The organism is Streptomyces camponoticapitis (assembly GCF_014646115.1).
Classification (GTDB): domain Bacteria; phylum Actinomycetota; class Actinomycetes; order Streptomycetales; family Streptomycetaceae; genus Streptomyces; species Streptomyces camponoticapitis.
Window position 1 is genome coordinate 89,187 of record NZ_BMMV01000029.1, and the last position, 15,148, is coordinate 104,334.

The window sequence follows — 15,148 nt, forward strand, 5'->3', positions numbered from 1 at the left end:
TTCACGTTCATCTGGGTCTCGGACACGTTTTCTCAGCCACGTCGGAATTGGGCAGGACCACCGATTCTACGGACCCGCCCGGGCGGCCCAAAAAAGATCACCGCCCACCGAGGTCCGCGGCACCCCTAGACCCTGCCCGCGTCCCTCAGCATCGTCAGCGCCCGCCTCGCCACCTCGCGGCCGATCGGGAGCGCGGCCGTCGCCGCCGGCGAGGGGGCGTTGAGCACATGCACCGCGCGCGGTGCCTCCCGGATCAGGAAGTCGTCGGCCAGGGTGCCGTCCCGCAGCACCGCCTGGGCCCGCACCCCGGCCGCCGCCGGGCGCAGATCCGCGTCCGTCACCTCGGGCAGCAGCCGGCGTACGGCGGTGGCGAAGGCGCGCTTGGAGAGCGAGCGGCGCAGCTCGCCCGCGCCGTAACGCCAGTGTCTGCGCGCTATCCGCCAGGATCCGGGCCAGCCGAGCGTGCCCGCCAGCTCACGGGGGCGCACGGCGGACCAGGAGTAGCCCTCCCTGGCCAGCGCGGGCACCGCGTTCGGGCCGACATGGACGCCGCCGTCGATGCCGCGCGTCAGATGCACCCCCAGGAACGGAAAGGCCGGATCCGGCACCGGATAGACCAGCCCCCGGACGAGACCGGGCCGGGCCAGTTCGAAGTACTCGCCCCGGAACGGGACGATCCGCATGCCCGGGTCGTCACCGGTCAGCCGCGCCACCCGGTCGCACTGGAGCCCCGCGCAGTTGACGAGGGTGCGGGCCCTGACGACCTCTCCGGAGGACGTACGGACGGCGACACCCCACTCCCGCCGGTCGACGACGGTGACCTCCATGCCGTACCGCACGGACGCGCCCGACGCCTCCGCCGAGTCGGCGAGCCGCCCCGTGACGGCGACGAAGTCGCACACCCCGGTCGTGCCCACGTGGATCGCCGCCAGGCCGCGCACCTCCGGCTCGTACTCCATGATCTGCGCCGGGCCCAGCTCCCGGACCGGAATGCCGTTCTCCCGGCCGCGCTGGACCAGTGCGTGCAGCCGGGGCAGTTCGTCCCGGCCGGTGGCGACGATGAGCTTGCCGGTGACCTCGTGCGCGATGCCGTACTCCGCGCAGAACTTGACCATCTCGGCGGCGCCCTTGATCGCGTACCGCGCCTTGAGGGAGCCGGGGCGGTAGTACACACCGCTGTGGATGACTCCGCTGTTGTGCCCCGTCTGATGGCGCGCGGGACCGGGCTCCTTCTCCAGGACCGTCACTCGGGTCCCGGGCGCCGCCCGGGTGAGGGCGTAGGCCGTCGACAGACCGACGATGCCGCCACCGATCACCAGCACGTCGCAGTCATAGCCGTAGCCGTGGCCGCCGACGCGACCCGAGCCGTCGTTCTTCACCCGCGCTACCTCCCACCCGATAGTGCACTGGCCCACTGACAATGCCCTTAAACCATCGGGGTCCCACGCGTGTCTTACACCGTTCACCAAGCATTCCGTCGGTGGCCCGGCACCGGATCGGGGCGGAGCCCGCCGGCCCCGCCCTCCGCTACGCCGGCGCCACCAGCAGCGGGCGCGCCCGCTCCCGCAGCTCCGCGACCCTCGGCTCGTCGCCGTACGGCTCAAGGCGGTGCAGCAGGTCCCGTACGTACTCCGTGGTGCGCGCCGACGAGATCCGCCCCGCCACCTCCACGGCCCGGGTCCCCGCCGCGCACGCCGCGTCCAGATTGCCGGACTCCAGCTCCGCGACCGCGCTCACCACCAGGCGCAGCCCGTGCGAGCGCGCGAACTCCTCCGTCGGCCGGGACAGCGCCTGCTCCGTGAAGCGCCGCATCTGCCGGGGCGCCTTCAGATCGCGATAGCACTCGGCGGCGTCGGCGGCGAAGCGGTCGTACGAGTAGAAGCCCAGCCAGCTGGGATCCGCGTCGCCCGGCCGCGAGCGCTCCAGCCAGCCCTCCGCAGCCTTCAGGGCGGCTCCGGCGGCCGCCGCGTCGCCCGCCTTCGCGTGCGCGCGTGCCTCGACCAGCCGGAAGAAACTCATGGTGCGGGCCGTCGCGAGGCCCCTGTTGCGCTCCAGCGCCGCCTGGGCCAGGTCGACGCCCTCGTCGGCGAAGCCGCGGTAGGTCGCCTGGAGGGACATGGAGGCCAGGACGTAACCGCCGAGGGGCACGTCGGCCGCCGCGCGGGCGAGCCGCAGCGCCTGGATGTAGTAGCGCTGCGCGGCTTCCTGCTGGCCGGTGTCGAAGGCCATCCACCCGGCCAGCCGGGTCAGTTCGGCGGTCGCGCCGAAGAGACCCCGGCCGACCTCGTCGCTGTACGCGGCGAGCAGCAGCGGCGCCGCGTCGACCCGCAGACACTCGGGCACCATCGACGAACGCCAGTCCCCGCCGCCGTACTTGGAGTCCCAGCGCCGCGCGTCGGCGGCCGCCTCGCGGAGTTTGGCGACATCGCTGTGGCCCACGCGCAGCGGCGAGACCTCGCCGGCCGCGTCGGCGGCTAAGGCCCCGGGTGCGCCCGGGGCGGCCGGTGGGCCCGTCGCGCCGGTGGTGGAAGGCGGCGGTCCGGTCAACCCCGGTCCGCCGTGCGCCGCGTGCGCTCTCCGTGCCGCCTCGGCCATCGCCGCATCTCGCGCGACGGACGAGTCGGCGGGCGATATCAGCCACCGGGAAGCGGGCGTGGCGTACGCGCTGACCGCGAAAGAACCGGCCAGCGACTGCCAGATGCCGCCGCTGCCCGCCCGCCGGCCCGCCAGGTCCAGCCGGTACAGATCCGTCGCCGAGCGCACCGCCTCACCCACGTCGCGCGGGAAGGCGAGACCCACCTCAGGCGCCGGATCGGCGTCGGCCAGGCCGATTTCGTGCAGCGGTACGGGACGGCCCAGCTTGGCGCCGATGGCCGCGGCGATCAGATGGGGCGCCGCACCCTGCGGAACCATCCCCTTCGACACCCACCGCGCCACTGAGGTTTTGTCGTATCGAAGCGTCAGACCGCGCTGCGACCCGAGGTCGTTGACCCGCCGGGCGAGACCGGCGTTGCTGATTCCCGCGAGGGCGAGAACGGTGCCGAGTTTCTCGTTCGGCCCGCGTAGCTCCCTGGACATGCGCCACCCCTCGACACACAGACGGCCGCCCCGCCGGCCCCTCTTGTGAGGGACCCCGTGGCATTCGTAAACCCAGCGTAGTTCGCCGCATCCCTACCGTTAAGGGGCGGAGGTCCGGATGGCGGGATTGTTGTCCGTACGCGAGTACGCGCGAAACTCGCCGCGGCCGACACGTGCTCCGGGTGTGTGGCCGTGCGCCCGGCCGTGCGCTCTTGGCCAAAAGAGACCGGGAGCGCTTCCATGAGTGCTGCGTGGGTCGGCCCACTGCGTACTGGAACCAGTGGGCTGGGGGACACCGCCGCCTCATTTCCCCGCGGGTGGCGGATCGGTCCGGGAGGCGAAGGCGCCTCCCGGACTGTACGTTTGCCGACGTTCTGTCGGCCGATCGGGCTCGGAGATTGGCTGAATGCTGCCTGTCCGACCTGAGCCCCCCAGTGCGCCAATTGTCCTTTGCCAGGGGCGCATTCGTGTTTCGCGCTCCCGTCCCGGGGCCCCTCCTGTGTGCCGTTGTCGTGGCAGCATGTTCACGAACGACTACGGTTCGACTCTGGTCCACAGGCTGTGGAGGCGGCGATGCGCTGGTTGGTGGGGTGGAGCAGTATCGCCGCGAGCTTCGGCACGGCCGCCACGGCGGGCTCCGTCGGCGATCAGTCCGAGGGCCGTACGGTCCATCCCGTCGGCTCCCAACTCCTGTGGGGCGACCCGGATCCGCTGTGGGCCGTCGGCGACTGGCGCGACGACGAGGTCCGTGTCGTCAGCGTCGACCCCTTCACCCGACTCGCCGTCTTCGGCTGCTGCGGAGCCACCGACGAACAGCTGAAGATCGGCCTGTTCGCGGCCCGCGGCGGCGCCCTGCGCCATCTCACCGCCTGGCCCGGCAGTTACACGGCCGTCGCCCAGATCGGCCGCCGGATCACCGTCGCGGGCGATCTGGCGGGCGCCAGACCCGTCTTCCACACGCCGTGGGCGAGTGGCACCGCGTACGCCACCGCCGCCCTGCCGCTCGCCGACCTCATCGAGGCGCAGCTGGACATCGGGCATCTGGCCGCGCTGCTCGCCTGCCCCGAGACCCCCGAGGCGCTGCGCGACTCCACCCCGTACGCGGGTGTCAAACGCGTCCCGCCCGGCCACGCCCTCGTACTGCGCGAGGGATCCCGCGAGATCACCGGGTACGAACAGGTCGCCTCGCTCGCCGTCGCCGCGCCCCAGGTCGACCCCGAACGGGCCGTCGAGGGAGTCCGGGACGCCCTCGTCGAAGCCGTACGGGCCCGACTCCTCGCACCGCGCCACGCCCCCGAGGCGACGCCGCCCGACCCCGGGCCCGTGCCGGGCATGGGACCCGCCGACCGGCGCGCCGCGCGCGGCGGACCCGTCCCCGGCATCGGCGCCGACCTGTCGGGCGGCAGCGCCTCCGGCACGCTCGCCCTGCTCGCCGCCGGCCTGCCGGGCGCGCCGGGCACCGTCCTCGGCCACGGCACCGGAGCCGGCGAACGGCTCCTCGCCGTCACCTTCAACGACCTCGTCACCGGCGGCCGCGAGGCCGAGCTCGAACGGGCCCGCGCCATGGCCTCCAACCCCCGGCTGCACCACGTGGTCGTCGCGGCGGGCGAAGAGGCCCTGCCGTACGCGGACTTGGAAGGCCCGCTGACCGACGAGCCCGGCCCGTCCCTCGTCACCGCCGAACGCCACCGCCGCCGGCTCGCCGCGGGCAGCGCCGACCACTTCACCGGCGCCGGGGCCCGCGAGGTACTGGACGCCCACCCGGCGCGCCTGGCCGACCTGCTGATCGACCGGCGCCGGCGCGATCTGCTGCGGCCGACCACCGCGCTCGCCAGGGCCCAGGGGTCCTCGGCGGGCTCGCTGTTCGTGCCGCTGACCGTCTACCGCGCGGCCCGCCGCCTCGCCCGTACGCCGTACCGCACCGGCCTCGAAGAGGCCGCCGCCCAGCTCCCCGGCGTGCACCGCGACCGCAACGCCCCCGCCGCGCATGGGCCGTTGGGCGCATCGCTCGCCGCGCTCACCTGGTCGCGTCCCGGACCGGCCGCGCGCTGGCTGACGGGGGAGGCTCTGGCTGAAGTATCGGTTCGCCTCACGGCGGCGGCGATCCGCCCCACCTCCGTCCAGCGGCCCGGAGAGGCCCGTGCACGGGCCGCGCTGGCCCGGCAGGCCGCCGACCACCGCATCTTCGAGCAGGCCGCCGAGATCCGGAGCCAGCGGCTGCACGCGCCGTTCTTCGACAACCAGGTCGTACGGGCCTGCCGGGCGCTCCCCGAATCGCTGAGGGTCCAGCCCGGCGCCCGCTCCGACGTGCTGCGCGCGGTCCTCGCGGGGGCGGGCATCCACGACCTGCCGCCGGGCTGGGGCGCCACGACGCACGCGACATCGGTGGCCGCGACCCGCACCGGGCTGCGGGCGGCCGTCAACGACCTGATGGCGCTGTTCGACGCGCCGCTGCTCGCCGACGCGGGTCTGATCGAGGCCCGTGTGGTGCGCAAGGCACTGCGCAAGGCGGCCGAGGGCGAGCCGATCCCGCTGGACGGCATCGCGGACCTGGTCTCCACGGAACTGTGGCTCAGGCGGCTGCTCTCGCGCCGCGGCACCTGCTGGACGGGCACGGCGGCGCCGCGCCAACGCGCCGTGGCGGGCGGCGTGATGCCCCGCCCGACGCTGCATCCGTAGGAGGACGGTCCGGCGTGCCTTGGTCCGGCGGTGCCGCCAGGGGCCCGCCTCTCTCAGCCGCAGCTGATCCTGGACTGTGCCCAGTCCGCGACCGCCACCGCCTCGAACGGCGTGTGAGGCTCGACCACCAGCCGGATCGTCTTCCGGCCGCCGATCCCCACGTTCACCGGTACGGCCCCGTCGCCGCCTCGCACCACGGGGGAGCGCCAGAGCCGGCGGCCGTCGCCGTACACGGAGAAGCGCACCGCGCCCAGCCCCAGCGTCATGTCGTCGATGCCGACCAGCGCCTGGTAACCGGCGCAACGGCGGTTGAGGTCGATCGTCACCGAACCCGAGGCGTGCATGGAGGCCCCGTGCCCGTACCGCGTGCCGCCGATCGACATCCCGGCGCGCTGCCAGAGCCAACTGCTCTGCCCGATCCGCACCTCGGGCCCGGACCCGTCGCCCGTCACGTCGAACTTGAGCCGGTTCACCTGATAGACGTCCGGCGCGGGCGAAGGCGGCGGTGGTGGCGGCGGTGGCGGCGGTGGCGGTGGAGCGGGAGGGTTCGGACGGGCGGGGGGCCGCACCGGGGCCGAGGGCTGGGGCTCGGGCGGAGCCGGCTGCGCCTTCGTCGGCGTGGGACTCGGCTTCGGTTTCGGCGACGGCGACGGTGTCGCCTTGTCCGCCCGAGCCGGTACCGGCTCGGGCGGCGGAGCGGGCGCGGCCGGCGGCTTCAACTCCGGTGTAGGCATGGGCACTTCCGGTACGACAGGCTGTACGACGGGCGGCTTCGCCTTCGGCCGGTCGGCGACCTCGTCCCCGGACAGGGCCCACACCAGCCCCGCCGCCGCGGCGAGAGCGAGCACGGCCGCGATCCCCGCCTTCAAGGGCGCGCCGAGCCCCTCGGCCGCCGCCCCGCCTGCCGCGCCCGCGGCGCCTCCCCCGGAGCCCGACGCACCACCTGCCGCGGCCGCCGCGCCCGCTCCCGCGGCACCCGCCGCCCCACCGGCGACGACCCCGGCGGCCTTGAGCGAGTACCCGGCCGCGAACCAGCCGATGACCGCGAGCGGAAGCACCGCCGGAATCCCGGCGTTGACATCGGCCAACTCGCCCGCCACGAGGCGGCACTTCGCGCACTCGTCCAAGTGCTTGCGCAGCCCGCGCTCGGCCCGGATCCGCAGACCGCCGCGCGCGTACGCGCCCAGCCGGTCCGCGTACTGCGCGCAGTCGCCGGCCGAGGCGACCGCCGTGTTCACATGCGCCTGGAGATACGCCTGCTTGAGTCCCTCACGCGCCCGACTGGCCAGCACGGCGGTGGCGTTGGCCGTCAGACCGAACAGCGGAGCGATCGCGCTCGGCGACTCCTCCTCGACGGTGGTGTGCCAGAGCACCGCCTGCCAGCGCTCGGGCAGACTGCGGAACGCCTGCACGGCGAGCGACCGTTCGGCCTCGTGCATCGCCCGTACGTCGGCGCCCGGGTCGAACGTCCCGTCGTCCCACACCTCGGCCGGGCGGGCGGAATCCGCCGCGAACACCGCGAAGTCCTCGACCAGTTGCTCGCGCCTGGCGGTCCTCGTCCACGCGGCGGCGACACGTCGCACGGTCGTGAGCAGATACGCCCGCACCGCCTGTTCCGGCCCGGCGCCCCCGCGCACCGCCTGGAGCGTGCGCGCGAACACCTCGGCCGTCAGGTCGTCGGCGGTGTGGCCGTCCCGGCAGCAGGTCCGCGCGTAGCGCAGTACGGCCGCGGAGTGCCGCCGGTACAGCTCCTCGTACGCACCGTCGTCGCCGGCCCGCATGCGCTGGATCAACTCGGCGTCCGAGGGCGGCAGATCGGTGGCTGGTCCCTCGGTAAGAGTCTCGGCCTCGGCCGCCACCGGTGCGCCCGCGCGCTGCTGCGGCACACTCGGGCCCGCCTGGCCCTGGGGCCGCCCGGGATGAACAGGCCCGGCGGCCCCGGAAGAACCTCCCCGCCCGCCCTGGTACGGCACCTGCTCGGACGGCGGCCCCCCCGGCCCCGTACCCCCGGCACCGCCACCACCCAGTGGCCCGTCCCGTCCGTCACCGCTCATCGCGGAAGCCCCCGTAGCGTCCTGCAGACCCGAAACACCTGGCCAGCGTGCCACAGCGCCCGGCACCGCCAAACCCGTGTTGACAGCGGTCACTCTTACGTGATGGGGCCCCGGAACCGGGCCGCCGCCCGCGGCCGTACGCGGAGGACTCGACCGGGCGCGGCACGCACGTCGTTCACCAGGATGTTCCGCACCGCACGTGCCTGGCACGCCTCGGGCGCACGACTCACGACGGCCGGTTCACGGCAGGGCGGCACGGTCGTCGGACGAACAGCCGTCCGACGACCGCCCCAGGGCCTCAAGTTGACGCGCCGACCACCTCGGCCGGTATCCGTCGAGCCCCGGCTCGCCCTACGCCGCCCGGGACCGAAGCCCTTCGAGCAGGATGTCCAGCAGCCGTGCGGAAGCCGCCGCCTGCTGGGCCGCGTCCGGCAGCGCCGGCGCCGCCGTGGCTATCACCAGCAGGACATCGGCCACCGTCACGCCGGACCGAAGCTCGCCGGCCGCCCGCGCGCGCTCGACCAACTGCCCTACGACATCGAGCAGTTCGACCGTGCCCGAAGCGGAGTCCGCCAGGTCGTCGCCCAGGGATCCAGCCGAGTCGGCCGTTTCCGCCGACCCCCCCGGCACCGAAGGGTGCTGCCCGGCATGCTCGCCGGCACCGACCACCCGAAGATCCGGGTGCCCGGACTGCCGCTGGTGCGGCACGCGTGCCTCGTCGGCCGGTTCCGGGACGACCGTCGACTCGTCGACGTCCACCCCGACCCTCAGCACCTGAGGCGGCAGCAGCCTGCCCGCACCGGAAGCCACCGACGTCCGCAGGAAGCGGGCGAGCGCGGACCACGGCTCGTCCTCCTGCCCCAGAGCGGCACGCGCCTGCTCCGTCAGCCGGGAGGTCTCCTCCTCGGCTATACGGCGGACCAGCACGTCCTTGCTGGGAAACCGCCGGTAGACCGTGCCGACCCCGACCCGGGCCCGGCGCGCCACGTCCTCCATCGGCGCCCCGTAACCGAGTTCGCCGAACACCTCACGAGCCGCCCGCAGGACATGCTCAAGATTGCGCTGTGCGTCGACGCGAAGCGGTGCGGCACGGCCGATCCCGCCCGCGCTCGCGCGTCCGTTGCCGTCCACGGACACGACGGCCTGCCAATGAGAATCCTGAATGTGCATAAGCGTTCCCCCGGTAATGACGTCTCCCCCCGGAGACCTCCCCGCCTTGACAGCCGGGACCGTCCGACCAAGTCACGGCCGACGCCCCCGACGAAGTACGAACATAGTTGAGCCCCGGGGAATTCAGAAGGGGGTGGTTCCGCACAGTGCGCCCCCCGATCGGAGCAAGGACCGGAAGATGCCTGATTCGGTACTCTCCCACCACCGGGTCCGTGCCGCCTGACCTGCGAACCTTCCCCGCCACAGGGGGATTTGCGCACGTGGGGCGGTCGAAGGGCTCCGGTCACACAATTTGCCGGGGCTGTGGACAAACCAAGGAGCCCGTTGCCTCATGGGGTGGTGAAGGCAGAGATCTCCCGGGGGACGACCCCCGCACAACCGCCCCGCGCACGCGTTCTCGTCATCGGTGGCGGCTACGTCGGGATGTACACCGCGCTCCGGCTCCAGCAGAGGCTCCGGAGCGGCGAGGCGGAGGTCGTGGTCGTGTCGCCCAACCCGTACATGACCTACCAGCCGTTCCTGCCCGAGGCCGCCGCGGGCTCGATCTCACCGCGCCATGTCGTGGTGCCGCTGCGACGGGTCCTGCCGGACTGCACGATCATCGTCGGTGAGGCGAGATCCATCGACCACGGCAAGCGCGTCGCGACGCTCGTCACCGCCGCGTCGGAGGAAGAGGCGGATACGAGAGCGGCCGTCGGCGGCCGGGATGTCAACAGCGGTCACGCCGGCGCCGGTCACGCGGACCGCCCGGACGCCGACGGCTCCGAACAGCCGCCCGGCGCCTTCGAGATGACGTACGACGAACTCGTCCTCGCCCCGGGCTCGATCTCCCGCACCCTCCCGGTCCCCGGCCTCGCCGAGCACGGCATCGGCTTCAAGACCGTCGAGGAGGCCATCGCCCTGCGCAACCACGTCCTGGAGCAGATGGACATCGCCTCCTCCACCCGCGACCCGGAACTGCGCGACGCCGCCCTCACCTACGTCTTCGTCGGCGGCGGCTACGCGGGTGTCGAAGCCCTCGCCGAACTGGCCGACATGGCCCGCTACGCGACCCGCTACTACCACAACGTCAAGGCCGACGACCTGAAGTGGATCCTCGTCGAGGCCTCGGACCGCATCCTTCCCGAGGTCGGCCACGACATGGGCAAGTACGCGGTCCGCGAGCTGCGCGCCCGCAACATCGACGTACGCCTCGAAACCCGCCTCGACTCCTGCGAGAACCGGGTCGCCGTCCTCTCCGACGGCGCCCGCCTCCCCACCCGCACCCTCGTCTGGACCGCCGGCGTCAAACCGCACCCGATCCTCGCCGCCAGCGATCTGCCCCTCGACAAACGCGGCCGTCTCGTCTGTACGGCCAAGCTCGCCGTCGACGGCGCCGAACACGCGTGGTCGGCCGGTGACGCCGCAGCCGTCCCCGACCTGGCGGCGGACGAGCCAGGTGCCGAATGCGCCCCCAACGCGCAACACGCCGTCCGCCAGGCCCGGGTCCTCGCCGAGAACATCGTTGCCTCACTGAGAGGCGAGCAGCAGCACGACTACCGTCACCGGTACGCCGGTTCCGTCGCGTCACTCGGTCTCCACAAGGGCGTCGCACACGTGTATGGCCGTAAACTCAAGGGATATCCGGCCTGGCTGATGCACCGCGTGTACCACCTCAGCCGCGTACCGACCTTCAACCGCAAGGCGCGCGTACTGGCGGAATGGACCCTTGCCGGGCTCTTCAAACGGGAGATCGTCTCCCTCGGCTCCCTGGAGCACCCACGTGCCGAATTCGAACTCGCCGCCGGACGGGAACGACCCAGAGACGTGTGACGTCCAATGTCAGTGCGGTCGGCAACACTGAACGTGTGACCATAGGTGGGTTCACATCTGCACAGCGTGATTGGGTAGAGAGCGACCCGGTAGCCCGCCAAGGCGAACAGCAACGACACCATGAGGCCTGAAAATCCGTGAATTTCACGCGTTGGAGCGCCCGGCTCCCCGGTACACAGCGCCGCATCGCCGCGCGGGCGGACTCTGGAGACTCCCAGGCGAAGCCACGGGAGAATTCCGCGCACTCGTCGGGTTCCGCCGGTTCCGTGCCCGCCGCCCGTGGTGAATTCGAACGACACGGCGAGCGCCGCGGTGAGCGCCAGGGCGGCAGAGGCGGAAAGAACACCAGAGGCAGCAGAGACAGCGGTGGCGGCGGCGAAGCGAGCGACCGCAGACCGGCCGGAATCCCCGAGCTCGAAGAGCTGACCGTCCGCGACGTCCTCGGCGGACTCCCCGCCCTCGTCGCGCTGGTGTACGGCCCCGACCACCGCGTCGCGTACGTCAACGATGCCTACGAGGACGCCTTCGGACCGCGCGAGCCGGGCAGCACCGCGGCCGAGAGCTGCCCCGAGCTGATCGAGCTCGGCCTGATGCCCCTCATGGACCAGGTCCTGCGCAGCGGAAAGCCCCGTACGGTCAAGTCCCGCAAGGTCCAGGCGGCCACATCCGGCGCGCTCCACACCTCGGGTGCCGCCCACCCGTCGCCCCACACCTCGGTCAACGGCGCCGCCACCGTGGCGCGCGACGGCTCCTACACGGTCACCTGCACCCCCGTCGACACCAGCGGATCCGGCGGCGTCCTCATCTTCGCCGCCGACGTCACCGACCACGCCGAGGCGGCCGAGCGCCTGCGCGCCAGCGAGCGCAGACTCCGCGAGACGGCCGTCGCCCTCCAGCGCTCGCTCCTCCCGCAGGAGTTGGAACAGCCCGACGACCTACGCGTCGCCGCCACATACCAGCCGGGCGGTACGGACGCGGCGGTCGGCGGCGACTGGTACGACGTGATCACCCTCGGCGCCGGCCGTACGGCCCTGGTCATCGGCGACGTCATGGGTCGCGGCGTCCGCGCGGCGGCCGTCATGGGCCAGCTGCGCACCGCCGTCCGCGCGTACGCGCGCCTCGACCTGCCGCCGCACGAAGTACTGCAACTGCTCGACGGACTGGCCGCCGAGATCGACGCCAGCCAGATCGCCACCTGCGTCTACGCCGTCCACGACCCCAACGAGGGCCGTCTCGTCTACGCGTCCGCGGGCCATCTGCCGATCCTCGTACGCGCCGAGGACGGCACGGTCGCGCGCGCCGCCGACCCGACAGGCCCCCCGCTCGGCACCGGCGGCTGGATCCACACCTCCGGGAGTATCGAGCTGGCGCCCGGCTCCACCGCCGTCCTCTATACGGATGGGCTCGTCGAGCGCCGCAGCGAGGACATCGACGAGGGCGTGGCCTCCCTGGAGCGCGCGCTCGCCGGGGCCAAGGGATCACCCCAGGTCGTCTGCGACCGGCTGATCCGCGCGATGGGCGTCACGGCCGAGCACGACGACGACGTGGCGGTCCTGGTCCTCCAGCACCCCGCCCGTACCGGCCAGGCCGCCGAGCTCTTCCACAACGCCGCGCTCGACCTGCTCGGCGGTATCGAGGCAGCGCCACGCGCCCGCGCGTTCGCCTCGGGAGTCCTCTCCTCGTGGCGCTTTCCCGTCGAGCTCAGAGACCTCGGCGTGCTCGCCACCAGCGAGCTCGTCGCCAACTCCCTCCAGCACGGCACCCCGCCCATGCGGCTCAGACTCCGCCGTACGGACCGCCGGCTGATCATCGAGGTCACCGACGGGGACGACCATCTGCCACTGCGCCGCCACGCCGAACCGGCGGACGAGGCGGGCCGCGGCATCTCGATCGTCGCGACGATCGCCTCGTCCTGGGGCTCCCGCCGCACACCGGGTGGTGGCAAGGCGGTCTGGTGCGAGTTCGCCCTGCCCCACTGAACCGCGCCCCTCCTACTGAGGAAGGGCGACGGTCTCCGGCTTGTGCACGGCCACCACGCGCGACTTGTGCGCGAGCGAAGGCCGGTCCTGTACGGGGGTGAGCCGCCGCCCCAGCCGCAGCGCCAGCACACTGACGCCGAGCGAGAACAGCACGAACGTCACGATGTACGGGCCGTGCAGCGCGGCCCCCATCGGCCCGCCCACAGCGGGTCCGACGGCCAGCGCGAGCTGCTTGACCAGGGCGAAAGCGGCGTTGTACTGCCCGACCATCTCGTCCGGCGCCAGATCGGCCACCAGCGGAGCCACGGTCGGCGAGAGCATCGACTCGCCGAGCCCGAAGAGCGCGTACGTGGAGATGAAGGCCGCGGTCGCCATCGTCTGACTCCCGTGGCCCAGGCCCGCGTACCCCGCGACGATCCAGGCGACCGCCCAGATCAGCCCGACCGAGGCGATGACCCGGCTCCGCCTGCGCCGCTCGACCAGCCTGAGCACGACGAACTGTGCGACCACGATCACGGCGGTGTTGGCGGCAAGCGCGATACCGAGCGTCGACGGGTCGATCCCGGCGGCCTCGGTCCCGTACGCGGCCAGCCCTGACTCGAACTGCCCGTAGCAGGCGAAGAACAGCACGAAGCCCAGCACGCACAACCGCACCATCGCCCGGTGCCCGATCAGCGCCCGCAGCCCACCACCCCCGGCGCGCGTCTCCTCCTTGGAAAGCGCGGACAAGGCGGAGGACGTACGGGGCAGCCGGACCGTCCCGGCAAGGGCGGCCAGCACCAGGAACATCGCGGCCTCGACCCCGAAAAGCAGCGTGAAGCTCCCCGGCCTGTTGACGTCGACGATCTGCCCGCCGATCAGACCACCGACGCCGAGCCCCAGGTTCTGGAGGAAGAACTGCGTGGCGAAGGCCCGAGTACGGGCGGACGGCGCCGAGCACCACACGATCATCGTGGCGAGCGCGGGCTGCATGACGGCGGTACCGGCGCCGAGCAGCGCGGCCGAGAGCACGGCGGCCGGCACACTGGCCGCCACCCCCATGCCCATGGCACCCACGGCGGCCAGAGCCGCACCACCGACAACGACGGGCAGCGGACCGCGCCGGTCGATCACGCGACCGGTGAAGGGCAGGGCGACGAGCGCGGCCATGGCGAAGACGGCCAGCACGGCCCCCGCCGTACTCGCGCCCAGGTCCCGCACCTGGGCCACATACACATAGAGATACGGGACGGTGAACCCGAGCCCGAACGCGCTCAACGCGTTCCCTGCCTGAATCCGGCGCATCGCGGCGCCCATCACCCTGGTCAACACTCACCTGCCTTGACGAAGAAGGAGAAGAAGGACAAGTACGAACTACTGAGGTCTGAAGACTTCAACACTAAAGTTAGAGTCTCAACAATACACATCGAAGGACTTCAGTGCGAACGGCCTGCGTGCCATACTGCGCGGCATGCCTGACAGCCCCGAGGAGCCGAGCCTCGACGAACAGATCGCCGCCTATCAGCGGGAGTTCGACGACCTTGACCCCCAGGTGGAGAAAGTCGTCTCGGCGCTCGGCCGGCTCAACCGCCGGATGAACGTGGCGTACGGGCGACAGGTCTCGGAGCTCGGCATCAGCAACGCCGAGTGGGAGGTCCTCAAGACACTGGTCCTGGCGGGAGCCCCGTACCGCCTCGGCCCGGGGGAACTGGCGAAGCGCCTCGGCCTCACCCCGGCGGCGATGACCCACCGGATCGACCGGATGGCGGGCGAGGGCCTGGTCACCCGCGACCGGGACGAGAACAACCGGGTCCGGGTGATCGTCGAACTGACGGACGAGGGCCGCACCAAGTGGCTGGAAGCCATGCGCATGGCCTCGCACTTCGAGGAAGACCTGCTCCAGGACCTCTCGGGAGCGGAACGAGGAGTGCTGGGAGAGCTGCTGATCCGCCTGCTCCGCCGCGTGGAACATGAGCAGCCGGACGCCGGCGGGCGCCTGACCGACCTGGATTGACGCAGGGCGAACAGCCCAAGTTGACACTGCGGGGGTCGGTCCGTAAGGTTCTTCGAGTTGTCATGGAGCCGTAACGGGTTCTACGACGCACTCCGGCCGCTTGAATGCGGCACACAAACTCTGCGGGACCCCTCGACCGGGAACAATTTCGGCGTGCCGAAAATCCATTACCGGGACTCGATTTGTGAGACGGCGGGGAAACGGGCTAGAGTTTGAAACGTCGGAACGGCCGCAGGGCCGGAAAGACAAACCCGCTGACTGGGAATCAGGCGCCGAAAGGTTCTGATAGAGTCGGAAACGCAAGACAGCAAGACTGCAGGACCGAAGGGAAGCCCGGAGGAAAGCCCGAGAGGGTGAGTACGAAGGAAGCGTCCGTTCCTTGA

The 15,148-nt window shown here is 72.3% G+C and carries 9 protein-coding genes; 4 read left to right on the forward strand and 5 right to left on the reverse strand.

Annotated elements, in window-relative coordinates; genetic code table 11:
- Positions 1 to 125 precede the first annotated feature (125 nt).
- Together lhgD and IEY79_RS32270 are read right to left on the reverse strand one after the other, a co-directional pair.
- Positions 126 to 1,379, reverse strand: coding sequence for an L-2-hydroxyglutarate dehydrogenase (lhgD, locus tag IEY79_RS32265; RefSeq protein WP_189111195.1), 1,254 nt, complete (start codon positions 1,377 to 1,379; stop codon positions 126 to 128).
- A 148-nt stretch (positions 1,380 to 1,527) separates the two neighbouring features.
- Complete coding sequence (locus IEY79_RS32270) at positions 1,528 to 3,078, reverse strand: NsdA family TPR-like regulatory protein (RefSeq protein WP_189111196.1); 1,551 nt, start codon at positions 3,076 to 3,078, stop codon at positions 1,528 to 1,530.
- Positions 3,079 to 3,651: 573 nt separating this feature from the next.
- On the opposite strand from IEY79_RS32270, the gene IEY79_RS32275 reads away from it, so the two are divergent.
- Entirely contained in the window at positions 3,652 to 5,757 is a 2,106-nt protein-coding gene (locus tag IEY79_RS32275; protein WP_189111197.1) for an asparagine synthase-related protein, read from the forward strand.
- Between the two features lie 53 nt (positions 5,758 to 5,810).
- On the opposite strand, the gene IEY79_RS32280 is transcribed toward IEY79_RS32275, so the two are convergent.
- Both IEY79_RS32280 and IEY79_RS32285 read right to left on the reverse strand, forming a co-directional pair.
- Positions 5,811 to 7,811, reverse strand: a complete 2,001-nt coding sequence (locus IEY79_RS32280) for a sigma-70 family RNA polymerase sigma factor (RefSeq protein ID WP_189111198.1) — start codon at positions 7,809 to 7,811, stop codon at positions 5,811 to 5,813.
- A 351-nt stretch (positions 7,812 to 8,162) separates the two neighbouring features.
- Positions 8,163 to 8,981: a TetR/AcrR family transcriptional regulator gene (locus IEY79_RS32285; RefSeq protein WP_189111199.1), complete on the reverse strand. Its 819-nt coding sequence runs from the start codon at positions 8,979 to 8,981 to the stop codon at positions 8,163 to 8,165.
- A 336-nt stretch (positions 8,982 to 9,317) separates the two neighbouring features.
- On the opposite strand from IEY79_RS32285, the gene IEY79_RS32290 reads away from it, so the two are divergent.
- Both IEY79_RS32290 and IEY79_RS32295 read left to right on the forward strand, forming a co-directional pair.
- Entirely contained in the window at positions 9,318 to 10,793 is a 1,476-nt protein-coding gene (locus IEY79_RS32290) for an NAD(P)/FAD-dependent oxidoreductase (RefSeq protein WP_189111200.1), read from the forward strand.
- Between the two features lie 137 nt (positions 10,794 to 10,930).
- Positions 10,931 to 12,772 carry an ATP-binding SpoIIE family protein phosphatase gene (locus IEY79_RS32295; protein WP_189111201.1) on the forward strand — a complete coding sequence of 614 codons (1,842 nt, stop codon included), beginning with the start codon at positions 10,931 to 10,933 and terminating at the stop codon, positions 12,770 to 12,772.
- A gap of 12 nt (positions 12,773 to 12,784) precedes the next feature.
- Here IEY79_RS32295 and IEY79_RS32300 read toward each other — a convergent pair whose 3' ends face one another.
- Entirely contained in the window at positions 12,785 to 14,068 is a 1,284-nt protein-coding gene (locus IEY79_RS32300) for an MFS transporter (protein ID WP_189111209.1), read from the reverse strand.
- 154 nt (positions 14,069 to 14,222) lie between these two features.
- On the opposite strand from IEY79_RS32300, the gene IEY79_RS32305 reads away from it, so the two are divergent.
- Positions 14,223 to 14,765, forward strand: coding sequence for a MarR family winged helix-turn-helix transcriptional regulator (locus IEY79_RS32305; protein WP_189111202.1), 543 nt, complete (start codon positions 14,223 to 14,225; stop codon positions 14,763 to 14,765).
- Positions 14,766 to 15,148: the final 383 nt, after the last annotated feature.

Excerpts from the sequence above, each read along its gene's own strand:
- IEY79_RS32300 (WP_189111209.1), bottom strand. The coding sequence starts at position 14,068 with ATGGGCGCCGCGATGCGCCGGATTCAGGCAGGGAACGCGTTGAGCGCG.
- IEY79_RS32285 (WP_189111199.1), bottom strand. The coding sequence starts at position 8,981 with ATGCACATTCAGGATTCTCATTGGCAGGCCGTCGTGTCCGTGGACGGC.
- IEY79_RS32280 (WP_189111198.1), bottom strand. The coding sequence starts at position 7,811 with ATGAGCGGTGACGGACGGGACGGGCCACTGGGTGGTGGCGGTGCCGGG.
- IEY79_RS32275 (WP_189111197.1), top strand. The coding sequence starts at position 3,652 with ATGCGCTGGTTGGTGGGGTGGAGCAGTATCGCCGCGAGCTTCGGCACG.
- IEY79_RS32305 (WP_189111202.1), top strand. The coding sequence starts at position 14,223 with ATGCCTGACAGCCCCGAGGAGCCGAGCCTCGACGAACAGATCGCCGCC.
- IEY79_RS32270 (WP_189111196.1), bottom strand. The coding sequence starts at position 3,078 with ATGTCCAGGGAGCTACGCGGGCCGAACGAGAAACTCGGCACCGTTCTC.